20 protein-coding genes and 1 pseudogene are annotated in these 19,888 nt (G+C 72.0%); 12 read left to right on the forward strand and 9 right to left on the reverse strand.

Annotation, left to right across the window (positions count from 1 at the left end):
- Positions 1–75: 75 nt before the first annotated feature.
- Together ACFYZQ_RS13470 and ACFYZQ_RS13475 are read right to left on the reverse strand one after the other, a co-directional pair.
- The gene (locus ACFYZQ_RS13470; RefSeq protein ID WP_389145841.1) at positions 76–792 is read right to left on the reverse strand and encodes an MBL fold metallo-hydrolase; all 717 of its coding nucleotides are present in this window, start codon (positions 790–792) and stop codon (positions 76–78) included.
- Positions 793–854: 62 nt separating this feature from the next.
- Complete coding sequence (locus tag ACFYZQ_RS13475; protein ID WP_389145843.1) at positions 855–2,210, reverse strand: dipeptidase; 1,356 nt, start codon at positions 2,208–2,210, stop codon at positions 855–857.
- A gap of 132 nt (positions 2,211–2,342) precedes the next feature.
- On the opposite strand from ACFYZQ_RS13475, the gene ACFYZQ_RS13480 reads away from it, so the two are divergent.
- Entirely contained in the window at positions 2,343–3,581 is a 1,239-nt protein-coding gene (locus ACFYZQ_RS13480; RefSeq protein WP_389145846.1) for a geranylgeranyl reductase family protein, read from the forward strand.
- Here ACFYZQ_RS13480 and ACFYZQ_RS13485 read toward each other — a convergent pair.
- A complete protein-coding gene (locus ACFYZQ_RS13485) occupies positions 3,571–4,020 on the reverse strand; it encodes a nitroreductase family deazaflavin-dependent oxidoreductase (RefSeq protein ID WP_388790730.1) in 450 nt (149 codons plus the stop codon). The genes ACFYZQ_RS13480 and ACFYZQ_RS13485 overlap by 11 nt on opposite strands.
- A gap of 127 nt (positions 4,021–4,147) precedes the next feature.
- Between ACFYZQ_RS13485 and ACFYZQ_RS13490 the strand changes: the two genes are divergently transcribed.
- The 3 genes from ACFYZQ_RS13490 (at position 4,148) to ACFYZQ_RS13500 (ending at position 6,857) form a co-directional block, all read left to right on the forward strand.
- Positions 4,148–4,834 carry a TetR/AcrR family transcriptional regulator gene (locus ACFYZQ_RS13490; RefSeq protein ID WP_389145849.1) on the forward strand — a complete coding sequence of 229 codons (687 nt, stop codon included), beginning with the start codon at positions 4,148–4,150 and terminating at the stop codon, positions 4,832–4,834.
- Positions 4,835–4,932: 98 nt separating this feature from the next.
- On the forward strand, positions 4,933–6,195 hold the full coding sequence (locus tag ACFYZQ_RS13495; protein WP_389145852.1) for a sensor histidine kinase: 1,263 nt from the start codon (positions 4,933–4,935) through the stop codon (positions 6,193–6,195).
- The gene (locus ACFYZQ_RS13500; RefSeq protein ID WP_389145855.1) at positions 6,192–6,857 is read left to right on the forward strand and encodes a response regulator; all 666 of its coding nucleotides are present in this window, start codon (positions 6,192–6,194) and stop codon (positions 6,855–6,857) included. Before ACFYZQ_RS13495 ends, ACFYZQ_RS13500 begins: the two co-directional genes overlap by 4 nt.
- On the opposite strand, the gene ACFYZQ_RS13505 is transcribed toward ACFYZQ_RS13500, so the two are convergent.
- Both ACFYZQ_RS13505 and ACFYZQ_RS13510 read right to left on the reverse strand, forming a co-directional pair.
- A complete protein-coding gene (locus ACFYZQ_RS13505; protein WP_389145858.1) occupies positions 6,818–7,102 on the reverse strand; it encodes a DUF6332 family protein in 285 nt (94 codons plus the stop codon). The two genes, ACFYZQ_RS13500 and ACFYZQ_RS13505, sit on opposite strands and share 40 nt — an antisense overlap.
- Before the next feature lie 74 nt (positions 7,103–7,176).
- Positions 7,177–8,694, reverse strand: coding sequence for an MFS transporter (locus tag ACFYZQ_RS13510; RefSeq protein ID WP_389145861.1), 1,518 nt, complete (start codon positions 8,692–8,694; stop codon positions 7,177–7,179).
- A gap of 85 nt (positions 8,695–8,779) precedes the next feature.
- Here ACFYZQ_RS13510 and ACFYZQ_RS13515 point away from each other — a divergent pair, with 85 nt between their 5' ends.
- On the forward strand, positions 8,780–9,184 hold the full coding sequence (locus tag ACFYZQ_RS13515; RefSeq protein ID WP_389145864.1) for a MarR family winged helix-turn-helix transcriptional regulator: 405 nt from the start codon (positions 8,780–8,782) through the stop codon (positions 9,182–9,184).
- On the opposite strand, the gene ACFYZQ_RS13520 is transcribed toward ACFYZQ_RS13515, so the two are convergent.
- A complete protein-coding gene (locus tag ACFYZQ_RS13520; RefSeq protein ID WP_389145867.1) occupies positions 9,170–9,907 on the reverse strand; it encodes a maleylpyruvate isomerase family mycothiol-dependent enzyme in 738 nt (245 codons plus the stop codon). The genes ACFYZQ_RS13515 and ACFYZQ_RS13520 overlap by 15 nt on opposite strands.
- A gap of 191 nt (positions 9,908–10,098) precedes the next feature.
- On the opposite strand from ACFYZQ_RS13520, the gene ACFYZQ_RS13525 reads away from it, so the two are divergent.
- A complete protein-coding gene (locus tag ACFYZQ_RS13525; RefSeq protein WP_389145870.1) occupies positions 10,099–11,043 on the forward strand; it encodes an SDR family NAD(P)-dependent oxidoreductase in 945 nt (314 codons plus the stop codon).
- A gap of 236 nt (positions 11,044–11,279) precedes the next feature.
- Here the strand turns inward: ACFYZQ_RS13525 and ACFYZQ_RS13530 are convergent.
- Positions 11,280–11,670: pseudogene (locus ACFYZQ_RS13530) on the reverse strand (transposase family protein); the annotation flags it as partial.
- Between the two features lie 27 nt (positions 11,671–11,697).
- Positions 11,698–12,201 (reverse strand): MarR family winged helix-turn-helix transcriptional regulator, encoded by a 504-nt coding sequence (locus ACFYZQ_RS13535; protein ID WP_389145873.1) that lies wholly within the window; start codon positions 12,199–12,201, stop codon positions 11,698–11,700.
- 130 nt (positions 12,202–12,331) lie between these two features.
- On the opposite strand from ACFYZQ_RS13535, the gene ACFYZQ_RS13540 reads away from it, so the two are divergent.
- Complete coding sequence (locus tag ACFYZQ_RS13540) at positions 12,332–12,781, forward strand: DUF6069 family protein (protein WP_389145876.1); 450 nt, start codon at positions 12,332–12,334, stop codon at positions 12,779–12,781.
- 337 nt (positions 12,782–13,118) lie between these two features.
- A complete protein-coding gene (locus tag ACFYZQ_RS13545; RefSeq protein WP_389145878.1) occupies positions 13,119–14,387 on the forward strand; it encodes an MFS transporter in 1,269 nt (422 codons plus the stop codon).
- A gap of 56 nt (positions 14,388–14,443) precedes the next feature.
- Here ACFYZQ_RS13545 and ACFYZQ_RS13550 read toward each other — a convergent pair whose 3' ends face one another.
- Positions 14,444–15,427 carry a LysR family transcriptional regulator gene (locus ACFYZQ_RS13550; protein WP_389145881.1) on the reverse strand — a complete coding sequence of 328 codons (984 nt, stop codon included), beginning with the start codon at positions 15,425–15,427 and terminating at the stop codon, positions 14,444–14,446.
- Positions 15,428–15,546: 119 nt separating this feature from the next.
- On the opposite strand from ACFYZQ_RS13550, the gene ACFYZQ_RS13555 reads away from it, so the two are divergent.
- From ACFYZQ_RS13555 to ACFYZQ_RS13570, 4 genes are all read left to right on the forward strand, one after another.
- Positions 15,547–16,530: a fumarylacetoacetate hydrolase family protein gene (locus ACFYZQ_RS13555; protein WP_389145884.1), complete on the forward strand. Its 984-nt coding sequence runs from the start codon at positions 15,547–15,549 to the stop codon at positions 16,528–16,530.
- Entirely contained in the window at positions 16,527–17,525 is a 999-nt protein-coding gene (locus ACFYZQ_RS13560; protein ID WP_389145887.1) for a cyclase family protein, read from the forward strand. The genes ACFYZQ_RS13555 and ACFYZQ_RS13560 overlap by 4 nt, the downstream gene beginning before the upstream one ends.
- Positions 17,526–17,698: 173 nt before the next feature.
- Positions 17,699–18,874 carry an FAD-dependent oxidoreductase gene (locus ACFYZQ_RS13565; protein WP_389145890.1) on the forward strand — a complete coding sequence of 392 codons (1,176 nt, stop codon included), beginning with the start codon at positions 17,699–17,701 and terminating at the stop codon, positions 18,872–18,874.
- On the forward strand, positions 18,871–19,881 hold the full coding sequence (locus tag ACFYZQ_RS13570) for an amidohydrolase family protein (protein WP_389145892.1): 1,011 nt from the start codon (positions 18,871–18,873) through the stop codon (positions 19,879–19,881). The genes ACFYZQ_RS13565 and ACFYZQ_RS13570 overlap by 4 nt, the downstream gene beginning before the upstream one ends.
- The last annotated feature ends 7 nt before the right edge of the window (positions 19,882–19,888 follow it).

The following is a 19,888-nucleotide window of genomic DNA, read 5'->3' on the forward strand; positions in this document are numbered from 1 at the left end:
TCGCCGAGTAGGTCCGGGGAGGCGGCGATGCCGGTGTGGGCGGCGAGGCGTGCGGGGAGCGGCATAACGCCATGGTCAGCCAGGCACCCCGTAGGTGTCCGCCGCTTTGCGAAGGACCGCCGATGCCCGACCGAGGACCGGATCACCGTGACCGAAGCAGGCCACGTCCGCGTCGAGGTCCGCCAGCCGGTGGAACGAGGCGACTGTCTGCGCCCGGTCGAGGTTGAGGACGCCGAGCATCACCGCCCCGGTGCCCGGCGCCGCCGCCACCGCGTCCCCCGTGAACAGCACGCGGTGCCGGGGAAGATGGACGGCGATGCTGCCGTGGGTGTGACCGGGGGCGTGGACGATCCGGGCGCCGCCGCCGAAGTCGAGGACGTCGCTGTCGGCGAGTTCGGTGACGTGTTCCGGGACGACCGGCTCATCCGGTGGCAGGTGTTTCAGGGCTTCGGCGTGGATCGGCCGCTCCCAGTCCTCGAACACCGGTGGGAGGCCTTCGACTTGCCCTTGGACGACCGGTGCGTCCAGGCGGTGCGCCAGCACCTCGGCGCCGGTCAGGGCGGCCAACTCGCCTGCCGCGCCCGCGTGGTCCCAGTGGAAGTGGGTCAGCACGATCCGCCGTAAGGCCGACGGTTTCCGCCCGAGCGCGGTGACCGCGTCGGCGATCGCCCGTCCGGAGCCGGCCACGCCGGCGTCGATCAGTGTCAACTCGTCCCGGTCGCACCAGAGATAGGCCTGGCCGACCGGGAAGCGCAGCAGGTGCAGGCGGGGGGAGAGCTCGATGACGTCCATGCGCCGACCGTAGGCAGGGCCCCCGCCCGGGGACGAGGGTCCTCTGCCGTGGGCAGAGCGGTTCAGCCCGCCGCGTACAGCGTGAGGAAGTGCGCCTCCGCCACCGCCAGGCGCTCCAACTCCTCAGGGGAGACACTCTCGTTGACCGCGTGGATCTGGGCCTCCGGTTCGCTGAGGCCGATGAGCAGGATCTCGGCCCGCGGGTAGAGGGCCGCGAGGGTGTTGCACAGCGGGATGGAACCGCCCTGGCCGGCGTACTGCATCTCCTGGCCCGGGTAGGCGACCGCCATCGCGTCGGCCATCGCCCGGTACACGGGGCTGGTGGTGTCGGCGCGGAAGGCCTGGCCCTGGCCGATCTGCTCGAAGCTCACCCGCGCGCCCCACGGGGTGTGCGCCTCCACGTGGGCCTGGAGCAGCTTGGTCGCCTCGGCGGCGTCCACGCCCGGCGGCACCCGCAGGCTGATCAGGGCGCGGGCGCGGGCCTGCACGGACGGGGTGGCGCCGACGACCGGCGGGCAGTCGATGCCGATCACGGTCACGGCCGGCTTGGCCCAGATGCGGTCGGCGACCGTGCCGTCACCGATCAGGCCGACCCCGTCGAGCACCTTGGCGTCGGCACGGAACTGCTCCTCGTCGTACTGGAGGCCTTCCCAGGGGGTCTCGGGCGCCAGCCCGTCGACGGTGGTCGAGCCGTCCTCGGCGCGCAGCGAGTCCAGGACCCGGATGAGCGCGGCCAACGCGTCGGGGGCGGCGCCGCCGAACTGGCCGGAGTGCAGATTGCCCTCGAGGGTGTCGATCTGCACACGGACCATCGTCATTCCGCGCAGGGTCGTGGTGACCGTCGGCAGACCGACGCGGAAGTTGCCGGCGTCACCGATCACGATGGTGTCGGCCGCCAGCAGCTCGGGGTGCTGCTCGGCGTACCGCTCCAGGCCGCCGGTGCCCTGCTCCTCCGAGCCCTCGGCGATCACCTTGACATGCACGGGCACACCGCCGTTCGCCTTCAGGGCGCGCAGTGCGAGCAGGTGCATGATCACACCGCCCTTGCAGTCGGCGGCCCCGCGGCCGTACCAGCGGCCGTCGCGCTCGGTCAGCTCGAAGGGCGGGGTGACCCAGGCGGCCTCGTCCAGCGGCGGCTGCACGTCGTAGTGCGCGTAGAGCAGAACCGTTTTGGCGCCTTCCGGGCCCGGCAGGTACCCGTACACCGACTGGGTGCCGTCCGGGGTGTCGAGCAGGGCCACGTCCTCGAAGCCCTCGGCGCGCAAGGCGTCGGCGACCCAGTTCGCGGCGCCCTCGCTCTCGCTGCGGGGGAACTGGTCGAAGTCCGCGACCGACCTGAAGGCCACCAGCTCGGTGAGCTCCGCCCTCGCCCTGGGCATCAGGGCGGCGACGGTCTCGGCGAGCGGATTCGACGACATGGGCACGCTCCTTGTGGGTGCGACGTTGTACCTGCGAGTGCACCGATCCTCCCACAGTGGCCTGCGGCGACGTGCGCCGTAGGATGCGGGGGACAGGTGCGGCAGACGGCTTGATCGGAGCAGCGGACCATCGTGAGCGGCGAGAACTCTTCGGCGGACGACGTGCAGCGGGTGTGGGACGTCGTCGTGGTGGGCGCGGGACCCGCGGGGGCCTCGGCCGCCTACGCGGCGGCGGTCGCGGGACGACGCGTGCTGCTGCTGGAGAAGGCGGAACTGCCCCGCTACAAGACCTGCGGCGGCGGCATCATCGGCCCGTCGCGCGACGCCCTGCCGCCCGGCTTCGAGCTGCCGCTGCTGGACCGGGTGCACGCGGTCACCTTTTCGAACAACGGGCGGTTCACCCGTACCCGCCGCTCCAAGCAGATGCTGTTCGGGCTGATCAACCGGCCCGAGTTCGACCAGCAGCTGGTCGAGCACGCCCAGAAGGCGGGCGCCGAGCTGCGCACGGGCGTCACCGTGACACGGGTCGAGCAGCACGGCTCGGCGGTGCCGGACCGCCGTACGGTCGCCGTCGTCCTGCAGGGCGGCGAGACACTGCTCGCCCGCGCGGTGGTCGGCGCCGACGGCAGCGCCAGCCGCATAGGCGCGCACGTCGGGGTGAAGCTCGACCAGGTAGACCTCGGCCTGGAGGCGGAGATCCCGGTGCCGGAGACGGTGGCCGAGGACTGGAAGGGGCGGGTCCTCATCGACTGGGGGCCGATGCCCGGCAGTTACGGGTGGGTCTTCCCCAAGGGCGGCACACTGACGGTCGGCGTGATCTCGGCCCGCGGCGAAGGCGCCGCAACCAAGCGGTACCTGGAGGACTTCGTCGCCCGCCTCGGGCTCGCCGGCTTCGAGCCGAGCATCTCCTCCGGGCACCTGACGCGCTGCCGCGCCGACGACTCCCCGCTCTCGCGCGGCCGGGTCCTGGTGTGCGGGGACGCGGCCGGGCTGCTCGAGCCGTGGACCCGCGAGGGCATCTCCTTCGCCCTGCGGTCGGGGCGGCTCGCGGGGGAGTGGGCGGTCCGGATCGCCGAGGGCCACGACGCCGTGGACACCCGTCGGCAGGCCCTGAACTACGCGTTCGCGATCAAGGCGGGGCTCGGCGTCGAGATGAGCGTCGGCAAGCGGATGCTGGCGGCGTTCGAGCGTCGGCCGGGTCTGTTCCACGTGGCCCTCACCAGCATCCGGCCCGCGTGGAAGGCCTTCAAGGACATCACGCAGGGCTCCACGTCGCTGGGTGAGCTCGTCCGCACGCATCCGATGGCCCAGCGCGCCCTGACCGCGCTGGAACGGCGGAACCCGGCGCCCGGTGACACCGTCAGCTCTTGACGGTGATCCTGAACACCGGGTGGTCGGGGGCTATGCGGCGCATGTCGTCATCGGGGGAGTCGGGGCCGACTCCATCGAAGAAGACTCCGACCTCGGCCTTCCAGCGCTTGAGGTAGGCGCGCAGGAGCGGGACCTTCTCCTCGTCGGCGACCTCTTCCGCGGTGAACACGTCCACGTTCTTGCCCAGGTGCAGTTCGCCGCCGCCGGCCGCACGCATGTTGTGTGTCCACTGGACGTGGCCGCGCGGGGCGAGCAGGTACTGTCGCCCGTCCACGGTCAGCAGGTTCACCGGGGTGGTCCGCCACTCGCCGCTCTTGCGGCCGCGGACCGCCAGGACCCGGGAGCCCCACACGCTGATGCCGCGACGGGTCAGCCATGCGACGAAGCGGTTGAAGACGTTGACGGTGAACCAACCGGGCTTCTTGACGTGTGTGGACATGAGACCCCCTGCATTCGGGAGAGCGGTGCTCTCGCTTCAAGGAGAGTCTGCACGAGACCGGTCACCTTGGCAAGAGCACCGCTCTCTCTTGTGTGCGGTGCTCTCGTTCCATGGCAGACTGTTCCTCATGAGCACCGCAAAGGGCGCCCGCGCGCGGGCCAGGATCGAAGTCACCGCGGCCATCAAGGACGAGGCGCGCAGACAACTCGCCGCCGAGGGCGCCGCCAAGCTCTCCCTGCGCGCGGTGGCCCGTGAACTCGGCATGGTCTCCTCCGCGCTCTACCGGTACTTCCCCAGCCGCGACGACCTGCTGACCGCGCTCATCATCGACGCCTACGACTCCCTCGGCGAGGCCGCCGAGCAGGCCCACGACACCGCCTCCGACGCCGCTCCCGTGGCTCGCTGGACGGCGGTCTGCGAAGCGGTGCGCGGCTGGGCGCTGGCCCACCCGCACGAGTACGCGCTGATCTACGGCTCGCCCGTCCCCGGCTACTCCGCCCCCCAGACCACCGTCCGGGCCGCCGCCCGCGTGGGCCTCGTCCTCATCGGCATCGTCCGGGACGCCCACCAGGGGCCCGGCCTCGCCGGCCTGTCGCTCCCCGCGGAACTGCGCCCCGAAGCCGAACGCATGGTCGCCGACTTCGCCCCCGACCTGCCCCCGGAGGCGGCGACCGCGCTGGTGGCGGCCTGGGCGCAGTTGTTCGGCCTGGTCGGGTTCGAACTGTTCGGGCAGTTCCACCGGGTGGTCGAGGACCGGGAGACCTTCTTCCGGCACGCGGTGACCGGGCTGGCGCACGGAGTGGGGCTGAGGTAGGTCCCCGCACGGCGGGGTGTCGTACTTCCCGGGGAGTACGTGTGATCACCACGCCCGGCGGACGCCCGCCCGTCCGGCCGGCGTCTAGCGTGGCGGTCATGGAAGAGCAGCGCGGGCGCCGGTTCCGGCCCGGCCGACGGGACCGGCCGGGACGGTGGCCCGGCCGGTGGCACGGACCGGGACCGTGGCCCGGCCGGCGGCACGGACCGGACGGCACAGAAGCCGCGGGCGCGCACTGGCCGTGGCGCTCCACCGTGCTGTTCACCGTCTTCGTGCTGGTCGGCTCCACCTTCGCCGAGCACCAGCAGCCGGGCCGCGAGCCGCTGGGCGTCCCCGGGCGTGTGCTGCTGCTCGTGGCCTCGGGCCTGCTGCTGTGGCGGCAGCGGCACCCGGTGTCCGTGGCGTTCGGCACCGCCACGGCCGCACTGGTCTACCTGGCCGCCGGTTACCCCAACGGACCGGTGTACCTGGCGGTCGTCGTGAGCTGCTTCGGCGCGGTCGTCACCGGGCACCGCCGTGCCGCCTGGGCGTCCCTGGGGCTGCTGTGGGCCGGGCACGTCCTGGTCGCGCTCTGGCTGTACCGCCTGCTTCCACCGCCGCACGACAAGGGAACGGGCATCGGCCCGGAGGTCGTCGTCGCCGCCTGGGTGCTGGCCGTCCTCGCACTGTCGGAACTGGCCCGGGTACGGCGCGAGCAGTGGGCCCGGGAGCGCGCCGACCGGGCCCAGGCGGCCCGGAGACGCGCGGACGAGGAGCGGCTGCGCATCGCCCGGGAACTGCACGACGTCCTGGCGCACAGCATCTCCGTGATCAACGTGCAGGCCGGCGTGGGCCTCGCACTCCTGGACAGCGACCCGGAGCAGGCGCGGGCGGCACTCACCACCATCAAGGACGCCAGCAAGGAGGCGCTCGGCGAGGTGCGCCAGGTCCTCGCCACCCTGCGCGCGCCCGGAGACGCCCCTCGCGCCCCCGCGCCCGGCCTGGACCGGCTGCCGGAACTGGTGGAACAGGCGGCGAGCGCGGGCCTCACCGTCGAGGTCGAGGGCGAGCCGCCGCGCCTGCCGCCCGGCGCCGACCTCGCCGCCTTCCGTATCGTCCAGGAGGCGCTCACCAACGTCGTACGCCACTCCGTCTCGCGGCACGCGCGCGTGCGCCTCGACCACGGCGGAGGCGTGGTGCGGCTCGAGATCGACGACGACGGCCCCGCGACCGGTGCGCAGGCGGGCGGCAGCGGCAACGGGCTCGCCGGAATGCGCGAGCGGGCCGCCGCACTGGGTGGCACGATCGAGGCGGGCCCGCGCCCCGACGGCGGCTTCCGGGTCCTCGCCGTACTGCCTTCGCACCCCAGGGAGGACCAGTGATCCGGGTACTGCTCGCCGACGACCAGTCGCTGGTACGGGCGGGTTTCAGGGCACTGCTCGACGCGCAGCCGGACATCGAGGTGGCCGGAGAGGCGGCGGACGGCGAGGAGGCCCTCGGCAAGGTCCGCGAACTGAGCCCGGACGTCGTCCTCATGGACATCCGGATGCCGCTGCTGGACGGTCTGGCCGCGACCCGCCGTATCACCGGCGACGCGGGCCTGAAGGAGGTCAAGGTGGTCATGCTCACCACCTTCGAACTCGACGAGTACGTCTTCGAGGCGATCCGCTCCGGTGCCTCCGGGTTCCTGGTCAAGGACACCGAGCCGGACGAACTCCTACGTGCCATAAGGGCCGTGGTCGACGGCGACGCGTTGCTGTCGCCCGGCGTGACCCGCCGGCTGATCGCGGAGTTCGCGGCCCGCTCCAAGGAGCCCGCGGCAGCGGACGCACTCGCCGCGCTCACCGAGCGGGAACGGGAGGTGATGGCGCTGGTCGGCATCGGCCTGTCCAACGAGGAGATCGCCCGCCGTCTGGTGGTCAGCCCGCTCACCGCGAAGACCCATGTGAGCCGCACGATGGTCAAGCTGGGAGCCCGGGACCGGGCCCAACTGGTGGTGCTGGCCTACGAGTCCGGGCTGGTGCGACCGGGCTGGCTGGGCTGAGCCCCCTGCCGGAAGCTCACCAGGACACCCACCACCCGGGCGACGAAGGCGACGGCCGCCAGCGTGCCGCCGACGCGCAGCAGCACCGTCGAGAGCATGGGCGGCAGATCGAAGAGCAGGGCCGGCCCCCCGACGGCCCCGAACGCGACTCCCGCCACTAACACCGCGCTGAGCAGCGCGTACCCGATCTCGACTGTCCAGGCGTCCTGCTCGGCCTTGTTCCGTCGTCCCCCGTACCCGTCCATCCGCCCAGTTTCACAGGCGTGCGCCCGGCGGAGCAACCAACTCCGGCCGGGCGCACGTGCGGAGGCGTTCCCCGTCAGTCGCGGACCGCCACGCGCTCCGCGTCCGCCTCCTTCTCCACGGTGGACCCGGCGACCTCCACGGTGGACCCGGCGACCACGACGGTCCGCTGCGGGGCACGACGGCCACGCAGTCCCGTGAGGGTGATCAGGAGCCCGGCGAGGGCGATGCCCGTCACCACCAGCAGCCCCGGACGGTAGCTGTCGAGCACGGCCTGCGGGGTCGCGTGGGTGGGGGCGTGTGCGGTGACCACCGCCGTGACGACGGCGAGGAAGATCGCGCCGCCCACCTGGACCGAGGTGTTGAGCAGCCCGGAGACCATGCCCTGCTCGTGGTCCTCGACCCCGTTGGTGGCCTGGATGTTGAGCGAGGGGAAGACCAGCGCGCAGGCCGCTCCGATCAGCAGCATCGACGGCAGGATCGCCGCCGCGTACACCGGGTCGAGGTCGACGCGCAGGAACAGGGCGTACCCGGCGACCATCAGGGCGAAGCCCGCCGCGATCAGCCGCGTGGTGCCGAACCTGTCGACGATCGAGCCGACCTTGGTCGAGGACGCCGCCACCAGCGCACCGGCGGGCAGGAAGGCGAGCGCCGTGTGCAGCGCCGACCAGCCGAGCAGGGACTGCATGTACAGGGTGACCAGGAACTGGAAGCCGACGTAGCTGCCGAAGAACGCCATCGCCCCGAGCTGGGCCCGCACTTGCTGCCCCGAGCGCAGCACACCCAGCCGGATCAGCGGGCCGGGCGAGCGCCGCTCGACGATCACGAACACGGTCAGCAGCGCGGCGACCGCCAGGAAGGACAGCAGGGTACGGGCCGAGGCCCAGCCGGCCTCCGGCGCCTGCACCACGGTGAAGACCAGCAGGAGCATCGAGGCGGTGCCGAGGACGGCGCCGGGGATGTCGTACCCGTTGTGATCCTTCTCGCGAGTGCTGCGCGGCAGCAGTTTCAGCCCGGCGAGCAGCGCGAGCAGTGCGATGGGCGCGGGCAGCAGCATCGTCAGACGCCAACTGGCCTCGGTGAGCAGGCCGGAGAGCACCAGGCCCATGGAGAAGCCGGTGGCCGCGCAGGTGGTGTAGATCGACAGGGCGCGGTTGCGCAGCGGTCCCTCTGCGAAGGTCGTGGTGATGATGGACAGGCCCGCCGGTGCGGTGAACGCGGCACTCAGCCCCTTGACGAAGCGGCTGGCGATCAGCAGCGGCCCCGAGTCGACGAGTCCGCCGAGCAGCGAGGCGATCGCGAACACGCCCAGGGCGACCAGGAAGACCTGGCGCCGGCCGAGGAGGTCGGCGGTCCGGCCGCCGAGCAGGAGCAGCCCGCCGTATCCCAGGATGTAGCCGCTGACGATCCATTGCAGCGTCGACGTGGACAGATGGAGGTCGGAGCCGATGGAGGGCAGGGCCACGCCGACCATCGACACATCGAGCGCGTCCAGGAACATCGCGGCGCAGAGCACCAGCAGGGTGCCCCACAGTCGAGGGGTCCAGCGGACCGCCGGGGACGGGACCGCGGGGGTGGTGAGCGGAGAGGTCATGCCGGAGACACTACATGCGTATGCATGAGATGCAAACGCATTTAATTACGATGCAACAAACTGGTTTCTCTGCTAACGTGCGCTCATGGCGGCGAAGAAGGCCGAGCAGGAGCTCGTGAACCAGTGGCGGGACATCCTGGCGCTGCACGCCCGCACCCAGTGCGAACTCGACCGTGCCCTGCACGGACACGGCCTGTGCGCCAGCGACTTCGAGGTGCTCGACCTGCTCTCCGAGGGCTCCGCGGCGGACGGCGGCTGCACCTACCGCGTGCAGGAGATCGCGGACCGCATCCACCTCAGCCAGAGCGCTCTGTCCCGCCTGATCGCCCGCCTGGAGAAGGACGGGCTGCTGCAGCGGGCCATGTGCGCCGAGGACCGGCGAGGCGTCCGCGTGACCCTCACCGACAAGGGGCGCGCGCTGCACGGCGAGGTACGGCCGGTGCAACGCGCGGTGCTGACCCGGATGCTGACCGACTCAGCCGATCGCTGAGGTCTCGCGCCAGAGGGTGGCGAGCTCGGCGTCGCCGGTCACCCGGGGCACGGACAGCCGGTTCCACAGCGCCAGGTACAACTGATCGGCCGGACCGGCCAGTTCGGCTTCCGCGTCCCCCGACTCGCCGAGGCCGGCGACGGGCGGCCGGTCGGACAGCCGTACGGTCCACACGGCGTCAGCGTCCAGGGGTCGCACCCGCAGAACACGCGGCCGGTCGGTCCGGACCCCGCTCTTCGGCCGGGCGTGGAATCCGCGCAGCAGCTCGTCGATGCCGTCCACGGCGAAGTCGGTGGCGATCCGGGACGCCGTGCCCCCGGCCGCCGACTCCGCGTCGTACCGGTGCACCGTCGTCTCGTGCGCCTGCCGCCGCGTCCAGAAGGCCAACGGCGAGGCGCACGGCGCCGGATGAAAGGTCCAGCACGCCACATCGGGCGGCGCGGCGGCCAGGGTGTCCACGAGCCGCCGGTGACTGTCCCGGTACCAGCTCACCAGCTCGTCCCCGTCGAGATCGGGGCCGTCTCCCAGCGGGCCCGGCTCGGTGAGTCCGTCGGCGACGAACCCCGCCGCCCAGCGGTGCACCGCACCCGTGTGCCGCAGCAGGTCCCGCACCTGCCACCCAGGGCAGGTCGGCACCTTGGCATCGGCTCCCGCCGCCTCGGCGGCCGCGGCGAGCAGACGGCCCTCGTGGTCCAGGACGTGGAGGTGGTCGGCTATGTCCATGGGGCGAGTGTGCCGGACGGCCGGGCGGAACGGCACCGCATTTCCCGCCGCCCGCCACCCTCGGCCCGCCGTCCGCCCGGGCTGTCGGTGATCCGTAGGCGATGTGTCGGTGGGCGCTGGGAGCGTGGGCGGCGAGCGCGCTCCCCGGGAGCGTCCTCGACCCGTCCCCCAACAGCAAGGGAGCCTGCGCCATGCCGTCCGAATCCTCCGCCGCCCCCTGGGACGTACGGCGTCCGCCCCGCGCCGACGGCAGGGTCGTCCTGGTCACCGGCGGCAACGCCGGCATCGGGTACTTCACCGCCGAGCAGTTGTCGGCGACCGGGGCCACCGTGGTGCTGGGCAGCCGCGATCCCGAGCGGGCCGAAGTCGCCATGGCCGCGATCCGCGCGCGTGTGCCCGGCGCACGGGTGCGTGCCGTACGGCTGGACCTCGCCGACCTGTCGTCACTCGGAGCGGCGGTGGCATCCCTGGACACGGACCGCCTGGACGCCGTGGTCCACAATGCCGGCGTGGCGCTCGACGCCCCGCCGCGCAGGGAGACCGCCGACGGCCACGAGCTCATGTTCGGCACGAACCACCTCGGGCACTTCGCGCTCACCCACCGTCTGATGCCCCTGCTCTCGGCCGCGCCGGCGGCCCGCGTCGTGACCGTGGGCAGTTTCGCGGCGAAGTCGGAACGGCTCGACCTCGACGACCTCCAGTCCCGGCGGGACTACCGGCCGGGGCGCACCTACGGGCGTTCCAAGCTGGCGCAGATGTACTTCGGCCTCGAACTCGACCGCCGCCTGCGGGCCGTCGACAGCACGGTGACGAGCGTCGTGGCGCACCCGGGCGGCGCCCTGGACTCCCTCACCCCGTCGCGGCCTCCGGTACATGTGCGCACCGTCGGCGAGGGCCTGCGGGCGGCACCCGCCGCTCTCGTCGTCCAGGGCAAGGACGCCGGGGCGTGGCCGGTGGTGCGAGCGGTGCTCGACCCGGCTGTGCACGGAGGTCAGCTCTGGGGCCCGCGGATGTTCTCCTTGCGCGGCAAGCCCCGCTGCGAACCGCCGTGGAGCCATCTCTCCGACCTGTCGGTCGCGGCCCGGCTCTGGGACGTCAGCCGTCACCTGACCGGCATTGATCTCGGCGTCATCTGAGACGCCATCCGGTCGCATGGACTCGGTCGCAACCAGCCCATGGAACTCCATCTGGACAGCGGCCCGGGAAGCTCTGTTCGACGAGCGTCCGCTCCTCGGCCGGGGAGACGGCGACCAGGCTGACGACGCGCAGTTGCCTACGGGAGAGCGATCGAGGCGGTTCGCGGTCCCTCTGCATGCCGCAGGTCGGGCGATGCCCCACCGGGCCCCCTTGAGGGCGCCCGACTTCAGCCGCGGCGTCCGGCCGCCCAGGCGAGCCGGGTGTCGGCATCGATCACGACCTGGTGGTTGCTCGAGTACCGGTAATTCTCCGGCTGCTCGGCAACGCTGTGATCGACACCGGGGGGCCAGGGTGCAGTCCACGACCAGCACGGTGTCCTGGCGGAACCGCTTGCGTCGCTGGACGGCGAGCACAGGTCCGAGGTGGTCGATGATGCGGTCGACAGCGGACTTGGACACCCTGAACAGCGGCGCCGGCTGGCGCAGGGTCACGTCAGTCCTCCTGCACGCGGCGACCAGCAGCACGCGGCCCTCGAGCGGCAGGCTCCACGGGTGGCCCTTGCGCACCGGATCCGCACCCTCGCGCGGCACCGCGGTGAACGGCTTGCCGAACTGACGCAGGCTCAGTCCGGCGAACTGGGCAGGTTCTCGGAGTCAGCGGCGATGCCACGGCAGGGCCGCCGGGTAGGCGTCCTCCTCGCCGGCCTGCTTGAGGGAGGCGACCACGGTGGCGGTGATGGTGGCGAGTTGCTCCACCTGTTCGGGGCTGAGGGCGTCGAACACCACGCGGCGTACGGCAGCAACATGGCCGGGGGCGGCCTTGGTCAGCAACTCCATGCCGGCGTCGGTGAGTTCGGCCAGCTGTCCGCGTCCGTCGGCCGGATCCTCCCGGCGCCGCACGTAGCCCGACTCCTCCAGGCGGATCACCGCGCGCGTGAGGCGGCTGCGGGTGAACTTCAACTGCTCGGCGAGCAAGGACATCCCCAGGGCGCGGTCGGGTGCCACGGACAGGCGGGCCAGGAGGCTGTAGTCCGGGTGCGTCATGGCCGCGTCGCGCCGCAACTGCTGATCGAGGTAGTCGTTCAGCAGCGTCGAGCAGTCGAGGAAGCTGATCCAGGCTCGCAGCTCTTCGGGAGCGAGCCACCGGGGGGATGTCATGGTGGCCACTCTAACCGAGGTGTTTGCCTGATCAAACACTACGGAGTAGCGTCCTACATGTTTGAGGAATCAAACGCCTGCCTTTCCGGCGCTGCACCTGTCGTTCTTGAGCTCTCCGCAGGAGGTCCCCATGTCCGGTTCCGTCCCCGAAGCCGTATCGTCCGCCCCGCCCGCGCCGCGCTCCCGCGGCCTGACCGCGGTCGCGGGGCTTCTCGCGGCGGCTGTCGTGGCCGTCCTCGGAAACGTGGTGGTCGCGTTGCTCGCCCGCGCGGCGGGGGCGTCGGGCGATTTCGCTCCGCTGCACCCCTCCGCGTACGGGCCGCTGACGGTGTTCGGCGTCGTCCTCGGCGCCATAGGCTGGGCGGTCGTCCGTCGTGTCGCCAAGAACCCGGCGGGGCTGCTGCGGTGGCTGGTGCCCGTGCTCGTGGTCGTGTCGTTCGGGCCCGACCTGTCCCTGCTCGGTGGCGGTACGCCCGGCAGTGGGCCGCTGGCCGTCGCCGCGCTGATGGTGATGCATGTGGTGGTCGCGGTCGTCGCCGTCGCCGCCTATCGGCGCGTCCTGCCGCTGCCTGTCCGCTGACGCTGCCCGGCGCGCGCGACATGTCGGCTGCCGGCAGCCGACGGTGTCCCGGAGGCCGGGCGACCGAGCTCCGGGACACCGCTGTTCGCGCGCGCAGGAACCATCGTGCACGTCTTCCGTCCGCGTGACGGTTGCCCATCCCATCCACAGCGTGGATGGGACAGATAAGGGATTCGGATCGCTCAGAGGATGGCACCGGCGCTTCGGCGCCCCCATAGTCGTCGCTACCGCACGCCGCTGTCCGGATGCCGCCGACGTGCGAGCTTCCCCAGCATGCCGTGCGCCGTCGGCGCCCGTGAGGCATGCCCACTCCCTCACACCGCCCCCTGGAGTCGCCATGCCCGGTTCCGTGCCCCCGCCGCCTCACGCGGTGGTCGATGCCACCACTCCGCCAGCCGTAGCCGTCTCGGGTCCGGCCCATCTGCTGCGGGTGACCCTTCTGATGGCGGGCAGCTGTCTGCCGATCCTGGGGGCGGTGCTGATCGCCCCGGTACTGCCGAAGATGCAGGACCACTTCGCGTCGGTCCCGGGGGCGAAGGCGCTGGTGCCCCTCGCGCTGACCGTCCCGGCGCTGGCGCTGGCGCTGCTGGCCCCGTTCGCCGGGGTGATCGTGGACCGGGTGGGCCGAAAGCGCCTGCTGGTCGTGGCGACCGTCCTGTACGCGCTGTTCGGCACGGCACCGCTGTGGCTGGACTCGCTGGGCGGCATCATCGCCAGCCGCGCCCTGGTCGGAGTCGCCGAGGCCGCGATCATGACCTGCTGCACGACTCTGATCGGCGACTACTACAGCGGTCACCGACGGGTGAAGTACCTCGCCCTGCAGACCATGTGCGCCTCCGCGTCGGCCACCGTCTTCTTCGTGCTCGGCGGCGCCGCCGGATCGGCGGGCTGGCGCGTGCCCTTCTGGGTCTACGCCGTGAGCCTGGCGCTCGCCCCGCTGATGGCAACCACCCTGCCCAACCCGGCGGCCCGTGCGGACGACAAGGAGACTTCGGCCGAGACGGAGGCCCGCCGCTCGTTCTCGTGGCGGCAGTTGGGCGGTATCTGTGCCCTCACCTTCTTCGGGGCGGTGGTCTTCTACACCGTCCCGGTGGAGATGTCGTACCTGCTCGACGACCTCGGGGTGGAGAACACCGGCGTGATCGGACTGGCCACCGCGATCGCCAGTGCCGCGACCGTGGGCGGAGCGGTCACCTTCGCCCGGCTCAAGCGTTCTCCCGACCCGATGCTGCCCGCCGTCTTCGCGGTCTGCGCGGTCGGCTTCGGGGTGATGTTCCTCGCGGGCAATGCCCCGCTGCTGGTCATCGGGGCGGTCGTCAACTGTGTGGGCACCGGCATGCTGCTGCCCGCCCTTCTCACCAGTGCCATGTCCCGCCTGGCGTTCGAGGACCGCGGCCGTGGGACGGGGCTGTGGATGACGGCCTTCTTCGGCGGTGAGTTCATCTGCCCGCTGGTGCTGCTCGCCGGGGAGTCCGCGGTCGGCAGTCTCGCCGGTGCGGTGGGCGTGCTGGGGCTGGCCGCCGCCCTCGTCGCGGCGGGGCTGTGGGCGGCCCGCCGCCGGGTGGGCGCCGTCGATCCCCGGCCGTTGCCGGAACAGCTGGCCTGAGGGCGTGCGGGAAGGCCACCGAGAGCGCGTCGATCACGGGCTGCCGCCGGGCCCGGTCAGAGCCGGCCCGGCGGCAGCCCCGCGCTCTGGTCGACGGGCACGGCCTTCCCTGGGCCCTTGCCATGGCTGTAGCCGTTGCCCGCCAGCGTCGCGCCCACTTCCGCGGCCTTCTGCCGCAGCCAGATGTGGCCCGCGTCCTGAGCGTGCACCGGGTGCCACCACATCGCCTCCCGCACCGGTACCGCCTCGAAGGGGCAGGGCAGGACGCGCACCGCGGCCGATCGGACCGCCTTGCGTGCCAGGCGCTCCTGGATCATCGCGATCCGGCGCGTGCCCTCGACCATGAGGGGCAGTAGCTGAAAGGTCTGCACGGACACCTCCACCTGGGGACTGATCCCTATCATGCTGAGCTGGCGGGCGGCCGGGGCGTCGTAGGGACGCTGGTAGACGGCCCAGGGCAAACGCCCCAGCTGGTCCAGGGAGAGTGCGTCACCGATCTCGGGGTGATCGTCGGCGGCCAGGAACAGCCAGCGGTCCTGGTGGAGGTCGACGGCGGGCAAGCCGTCGATGACGCCGTGCGGCATCAGCAGTCCGTCGACGGTGCTCAGCACCGCGGCGGTGTTCTCCACGACGGACGGTGCCGGGTGCTGGAAGGTGAGCCGGATGCCGGGCGCTTCCTCGTGCAAGGTGCGGGCGAGTGCGGCACCGAACACGGCCGCCCCGTAGTCGGAGGCGAGCAGGGTGAACTCACGTGACTCCGCAGCCGGGTCGAAGTCGGCCTGGCTGGAGAAGACCCGCTCCAGCAGGTCGCACGCGGTGGCGCTGCGGTCGCGCAGGGCGGCGCCGAGCGGAGTCAGCTCGTAGGCGTTGCCGGTGCGGGCGAGCAATTCGTCGTCGAAATGGCGGCGCAGCCGGGACAGCGCGGCGCTCATGGCCGGCTGGCTGAGGCCGATGCGCTCGCCGGCCCGGGTGACATTGCGCTCCTCCAGCAGCGCGCGAAGGGCGAGGACCAGATTGAGGTCGAGTCGGGACAGGTTCACCGGCAACCACCTAGCAGCGAGAGTCATCCATGACGTGGATTCGGCACATCCACAGGATTGATTTCCGTGATCGGCTGATCGGGGTCAGAGTAGACCCCGACCCCGCTGGAGGAAATCTGATGGCAATGCCCGCGCAACCAGCCGGCCCGTTCGCGCTCGGCACGTTCTCCGCTCAGGACGGGGAGTCGTTTCCCGGCCTCCTGGCCGATGACCGGGTACTCGATCTGCGCAGCGCCCTGGACTGGGCGCCGTCGGATCTGCGCGCAGTCCTGGAGCGGTGGGAGGAGACCCTCCCCGTCCTGCGCACCCTGGCGGACGACGACTCCGTCGGCCGGTTGCCACTGGAGGGCCTGCGCGTGCACGCCCCCATCGAGCCGCGGCAGATCTTCCAGTCCGGCGCCAACTACCGGCAGCACGTGATCGATCTGGAGGTCGCCCACCGTTCCCCCGACGACCCCCGCACCGTCGAGGAGGCACGAGCGGAGATCGCCGCGGTCATGGACCGCCGGGCCGCCGAGGACCTGCCCTACGTGTTCATCGGCCTGCCCAGCGCGATCACGGGCCCCTACGACGACGTGGTCCTGCCCGCCTGGGCCGAAAAGCCGGACTGGGAGCTGGAGCTGGCGGCCGTCGTCGCCAAGCCCGCCTACCGGGTGACGGTCGAGGAGGCCCTGGAGTACGTCGCCGGGTACACCATCGCCAACGACCTCACCGACCGCGCCACCGTGTTCCGCCGGGACATGAAGGCCATCGGCACCGACTGGCTGCGCTGCAAGAACGCTCCCGGTTTCACACCGCTCGGCCCGTGGCTCGTACCCGCGGACTCGATCGCGGACACCGGTGACCTGCGGGTCACGCTCAAGCTGAACGGCGAGACCATGCAGGACGAGTCCACCAAGGACATGCTCTTCGGAGTCGCCCGGTTGGTGTCGTACGCCTCGCAGACGGCTCAACTCCTGCCCGGTGACCTGGTGTTGACCGGCAGCCCGGCCGGCAACGGCATCCACTGGGGACGCCTGCTGCGCGACGGCGACGTCATGGAGGGTTCCATCACCGGTCTGGGCGTGCAGCGCACCCGCTGTGTCGCGGAGGGAACGGCATGAGCCTGGACCGCCGCGACCCGGAGGGCGCGATAGCCAAGGCCGCCAAGGCGTACTCCAACTGGGGGCGTTGGGGTGAGGACGACGTGCTCGGCACGCTGAACTTCCTCGACGAGGCCAAGCGGCGCGAGGGCGCGGCGCTCGTGCGCCGCGGCGTGAGCTTCTCGCTGTCGCAGCGGTTCGACATGAACGGCCCGCAGAAGGGCTGGCGGCGCCGCACCAACCCGGTGCACACGATGCTCGACACGGGGACCGACGCGGCCCTCGGCAACCAGGGCTTCCCGCACGGCATCGGCGGTGCCGACGACGTGATCGCCATGCCGCTGCAGTGCTCCACCCAGTGGGACGGCCTCGGGCACATCTTCGACCACGGCAAGGCGTGGAACGGACGGGCCGCCGAGCAGGTGGTCACCTCCGACGGAGACCTTGTCACCGGCATCGAGCACATGGCGCCGTACGTCGCGGGACGCGGCGTGCTGCTCGACGTGGGCCTGGTCGTCGGCACGGGTGGGGGCACCTCCCGCTCGAGCGGAGCCGAGAGTGGGGGAGAGCTGCCCGACGGGTTCGCCATCACCGAGGAGCACCTCGAGCAGACCGCTGGGGCCCATGGGGTGACCGTCGGCCGCGGCGACATCGTCCTCGTCCGTACCGGACGCCTCGCCCGCGCCCGCCGCGACGGCTGGGGCGACTACGCGGGCGGCCCCGCGCCCGGCCTGTCGTTCACCACCGCCGGCTGGCTGCACGGCACCGAGATCGCCGCCATCGCCACCGACACCTGGGGTTTCGAGGTCCGCCCCAACGAGTTCGACAACGCCTTCCAGCCGCTGCACCAGGTCGTCATCCCCAACATGGGCCTGCTGATCGGCGAGATGTGGGACCTCGACGCACTCGCCGCCGACTGCGCCGACGACGGCGTGTACGAGTTCTGGCTCACCGCCGCTCCCCTCCCCATCACCGGAGCCGTCGGCTCCCCGGTCAACCCGATCGCCGTCAAGTAACCCGCACCACTGCCGGATGCGCCGTTCCCCGGACAGCAGCGGCGCACCGGCCCCCACCGCTCCACCCGCTTCGCCGGGTGACCCGTCCCCACCTCTGGCCCGCACTCGCAGCGGGCGAGCCGCAGCCCCCGCCGCCCGAAGTCGCGCGGCCAACCCCGGGAGGAATCCCCGACATGGCTGACAGCCGCACTCTCTCCCAGCCTCCGGCCGGGGGCACACCCACCGTCCTGGTCATCGGCGGGGGCGCCTCAGGCAACGCCGTCACCATCCTTCTGCGCCGCGCCGGCATCGCCGTCGACCTGATCGAGGCCAGGCCGGACTGGAACGCCACCACCGGCTCCGGCATCACCCTCCAGGGCAACGCCCTGCGGGTCCTACGCGCACTGGGCGTGTGGGAGCAGGTGAAAGCCTCCGGATACGCTTTCGGCTCGCTGGGCGTGACCACCCCCGACGGCACCGTCCTGTTCGTCGCCGAGGACATCCAGACCGGCGGCGAGGACCTGCCCGCCACCCTCGGCATGCAGCGCCCCCAGCTGCAGCAGATCCTCATCGACACGGTCCGCACCTGCGGCGCCGACGTTCGCCTCGGCATCACCGCCGAAGCGATGGAGCAGGACGCCGACGGCGTGTCGGTGCGCTTCAGCGACGGCAGCGAGGGCCGCTACGACCTGGTGATCGGCGCCGACGGAGTCAACTCCGCCACCCGCGCCGCGATCGGCATCACGGACAAACCCGAGCCGACCGGCATGGCCATCTGGCGCATCGCCGCCCCGCGGCCCGAGAGCGTGACGCGCACCGACCTCGCCTACGGCGGCCCCGCCTACATCGCCGGCTACTGCCCCACCAGCGAGAACACCATCTACGCGTACGTCGTCGAAGGGTGCCGCGACCGCGCCTCCATCGACCCGGCCACCTACGCCGACGAGATGCGCCGCCTGGCGCAGAACTACGGCGGGGTCTGGCCGGAGATCACCGAGCACATCACCGACCCGAAGAAGGTCAACTACACCTGGTTCGACCGCCTGCTGGTCGAGGACTCCTGGCACCGGGGCCGGGTCGTGCTCATCGGCGACGCCGCCCACTGCTGCCCGCCCACCATGGCCCAGGGTGCGGCCATGTCCCTGGAGGACGCCCTCGTCCTCGCCGAGCTGCTCAGCGGGGCCGTGGCCGACGGCCGGGACTGGGACGACGAGCTGCTCCAGGCCTACCACGACCGCCGCATTCCCCGGGTGCGCACCGTCGTCGAGGCGTCCATGCAGATCGGCCAGTGGCAGCTGGACGGTGTGCGCGACGCCGACATGGCCGGGCTGGTCGGCCGCACCATGAACCTCCTCAAGGAGCGCCCGTGACCACCACCGCATCCTTCGTGCCGACCATCGACGTCCACGCCCACCTCCTTCTCCCGGAGGTCGAGGAGGCCGTCGCCGGTCATCCCGGTCTCGCCGACGCCCGCGCCCTCGACGCGCGCCGCAACGGCCCGGCGGCTCTGGCAGTGAACGGTCCGATGGTCGGCGCGCGCGTGCCGAAGCTGACGGACGCCGCGGTGCGCCTGACGGCCATGGACGCGCAGGGCGTGGACATCCAGCTGGTCAGCCCCTCGCCGTCCCACTACCACTACTGGGCCGAGCCCCCGCTGGCCGAGAGGGTCTGTCGACTGGCCAACGAGGGCACCGCCGCACACTGTGCGAAGGCTCCCGACCGTCTGCACGGCCTGGGCCTCGTCCCGCTCCAGCACCCCGACCTCGCGGTCGGCCTGCTCGACCACGCCCTGGACCAAGGGCTGAGTGGGGTGGAGATCTCCTCGCACGCGCCCGGCCACGAACTGTCGGACCCGGCGTACGAAGCCTTCTGGTCCCGTGCGGAGGAGACAGGCGCCCTGGTCTTCCTGCACCCGTTCGGCTGCTCCCTCGACGAGCGCCTGGACCGGTGGTACCTGTCCAACACCGTCGGCCAGCCCACCGAGAACGCGGTCGCTCTTTCCCACCTGATCTTCTCCGGCGTCCTGGACCGTCATCCGGGCCTGAAGCTGATCGCGGCGCACGGCGGCGGCTACCTGCCCACCCACATCGGCCGCTCCGACCATGCCTGGCGGGCCCGTCCCGACGCCCGGGGCTGTGAGCGGGAACCGAGCAGCTATCTGCGGCAGCTGTACTTCGACTCCCTCGTCCACGACCCCCAGGTGCTGCGGGAGCTGCTGCGAGCGGTCGGCCCGGAACGGGTCCTGCTCGGCTCCGACTTCCCCTTCGACATGGGCACCGACGACCCGCTCGGTGCGCTGCGCGCCGCGGACCTGTCCGACACCGACTTCCGCTCCGTCCGCGGCGGAAACGCCGCGGCTGTGCTCAACCTCGTCTGAGGAGGAC

It is taken from the genome of Streptomyces sp. NPDC001843, from assembly GCF_042891955.1.
GTDB lineage: Bacteria > Actinomycetota > Actinomycetes > Streptomycetales > Streptomycetaceae > Streptomyces.

Excerpts from the sequence above, each read along its gene's own strand:
- ACFYZQ_RS13495 (WP_389145852.1), top strand. The coding sequence starts at position 4,933 with ATGGAAGAGCAGCGCGGGCGCCGGTTCCGGCCCGGCCGACGGGACCGG.
- ACFYZQ_RS13535 (WP_389145873.1), bottom strand. The coding sequence starts at position 12,201 with ATGACATCCCCCCGGTGGCTCGCTCCCGAAGAGCTGCGAGCCTGGATC.
- ACFYZQ_RS13510 (WP_389145861.1), bottom strand. The coding sequence starts at position 8,694 with ATGACCTCTCCGCTCACCACCCCCGCGGTCCCGTCCCCGGCGGTCCGC.
- ACFYZQ_RS13520 (WP_389145867.1), bottom strand. The coding sequence starts at position 9,907 with ATGGACATAGCCGACCACCTCCACGTCCTGGACCACGAGGGCCGTCTG.
- ACFYZQ_RS13555 (WP_389145884.1), top strand. The coding sequence starts at position 15,547 with ATGGCAATGCCCGCGCAACCAGCCGGCCCGTTCGCGCTCGGCACGTTC.
- ACFYZQ_RS13490 (WP_389145849.1), top strand. The coding sequence starts at position 4,148 with ATGAGCACCGCAAAGGGCGCCCGCGCGCGGGCCAGGATCGAAGTCACC.
- ACFYZQ_RS13525 (WP_389145870.1), top strand. The coding sequence starts at position 10,099 with ATGCCGTCCGAATCCTCCGCCGCCCCCTGGGACGTACGGCGTCCGCCC.
- ACFYZQ_RS13470 (WP_389145841.1), bottom strand. The coding sequence starts at position 792 with ATGGACGTCATCGAGCTCTCCCCCCGCCTGCACCTGCTGCGCTTCCCG.
- ACFYZQ_RS13485 (WP_388790730.1), bottom strand. The coding sequence starts at position 4,020 with ATGTCCACACACGTCAAGAAGCCCGGTTGGTTCACCGTCAACGTCTTC.
- ACFYZQ_RS13540 (WP_389145876.1), top strand. The coding sequence starts at position 12,332 with ATGTCCGGTTCCGTCCCCGAAGCCGTATCGTCCGCCCCGCCCGCGCCG.
- ACFYZQ_RS13515 (WP_389145864.1), top strand. The coding sequence starts at position 8,780 with ATGGCGGCGAAGAAGGCCGAGCAGGAGCTCGTGAACCAGTGGCGGGAC.
- ACFYZQ_RS13565 (WP_389145890.1), top strand. The coding sequence starts at position 17,699 with ATGGCTGACAGCCGCACTCTCTCCCAGCCTCCGGCCGGGGGCACACCC.
- ACFYZQ_RS13560 (WP_389145887.1), top strand. The coding sequence starts at position 16,527 with ATGAGCCTGGACCGCCGCGACCCGGAGGGCGCGATAGCCAAGGCCGCC.
- ACFYZQ_RS13475 (WP_389145843.1), bottom strand. The coding sequence starts at position 2,210 with ATGTCGTCGAATCCGCTCGCCGAGACCGTCGCCGCCCTGATGCCCAGG.
- ACFYZQ_RS13505 (WP_389145858.1), bottom strand. The coding sequence starts at position 7,102 with ATGGACGGGTACGGGGGACGACGGAACAAGGCCGAGCAGGACGCCTGG.
- ACFYZQ_RS13545 (WP_389145878.1), top strand. The coding sequence starts at position 13,119 with ATGCCCGGTTCCGTGCCCCCGCCGCCTCACGCGGTGGTCGATGCCACC.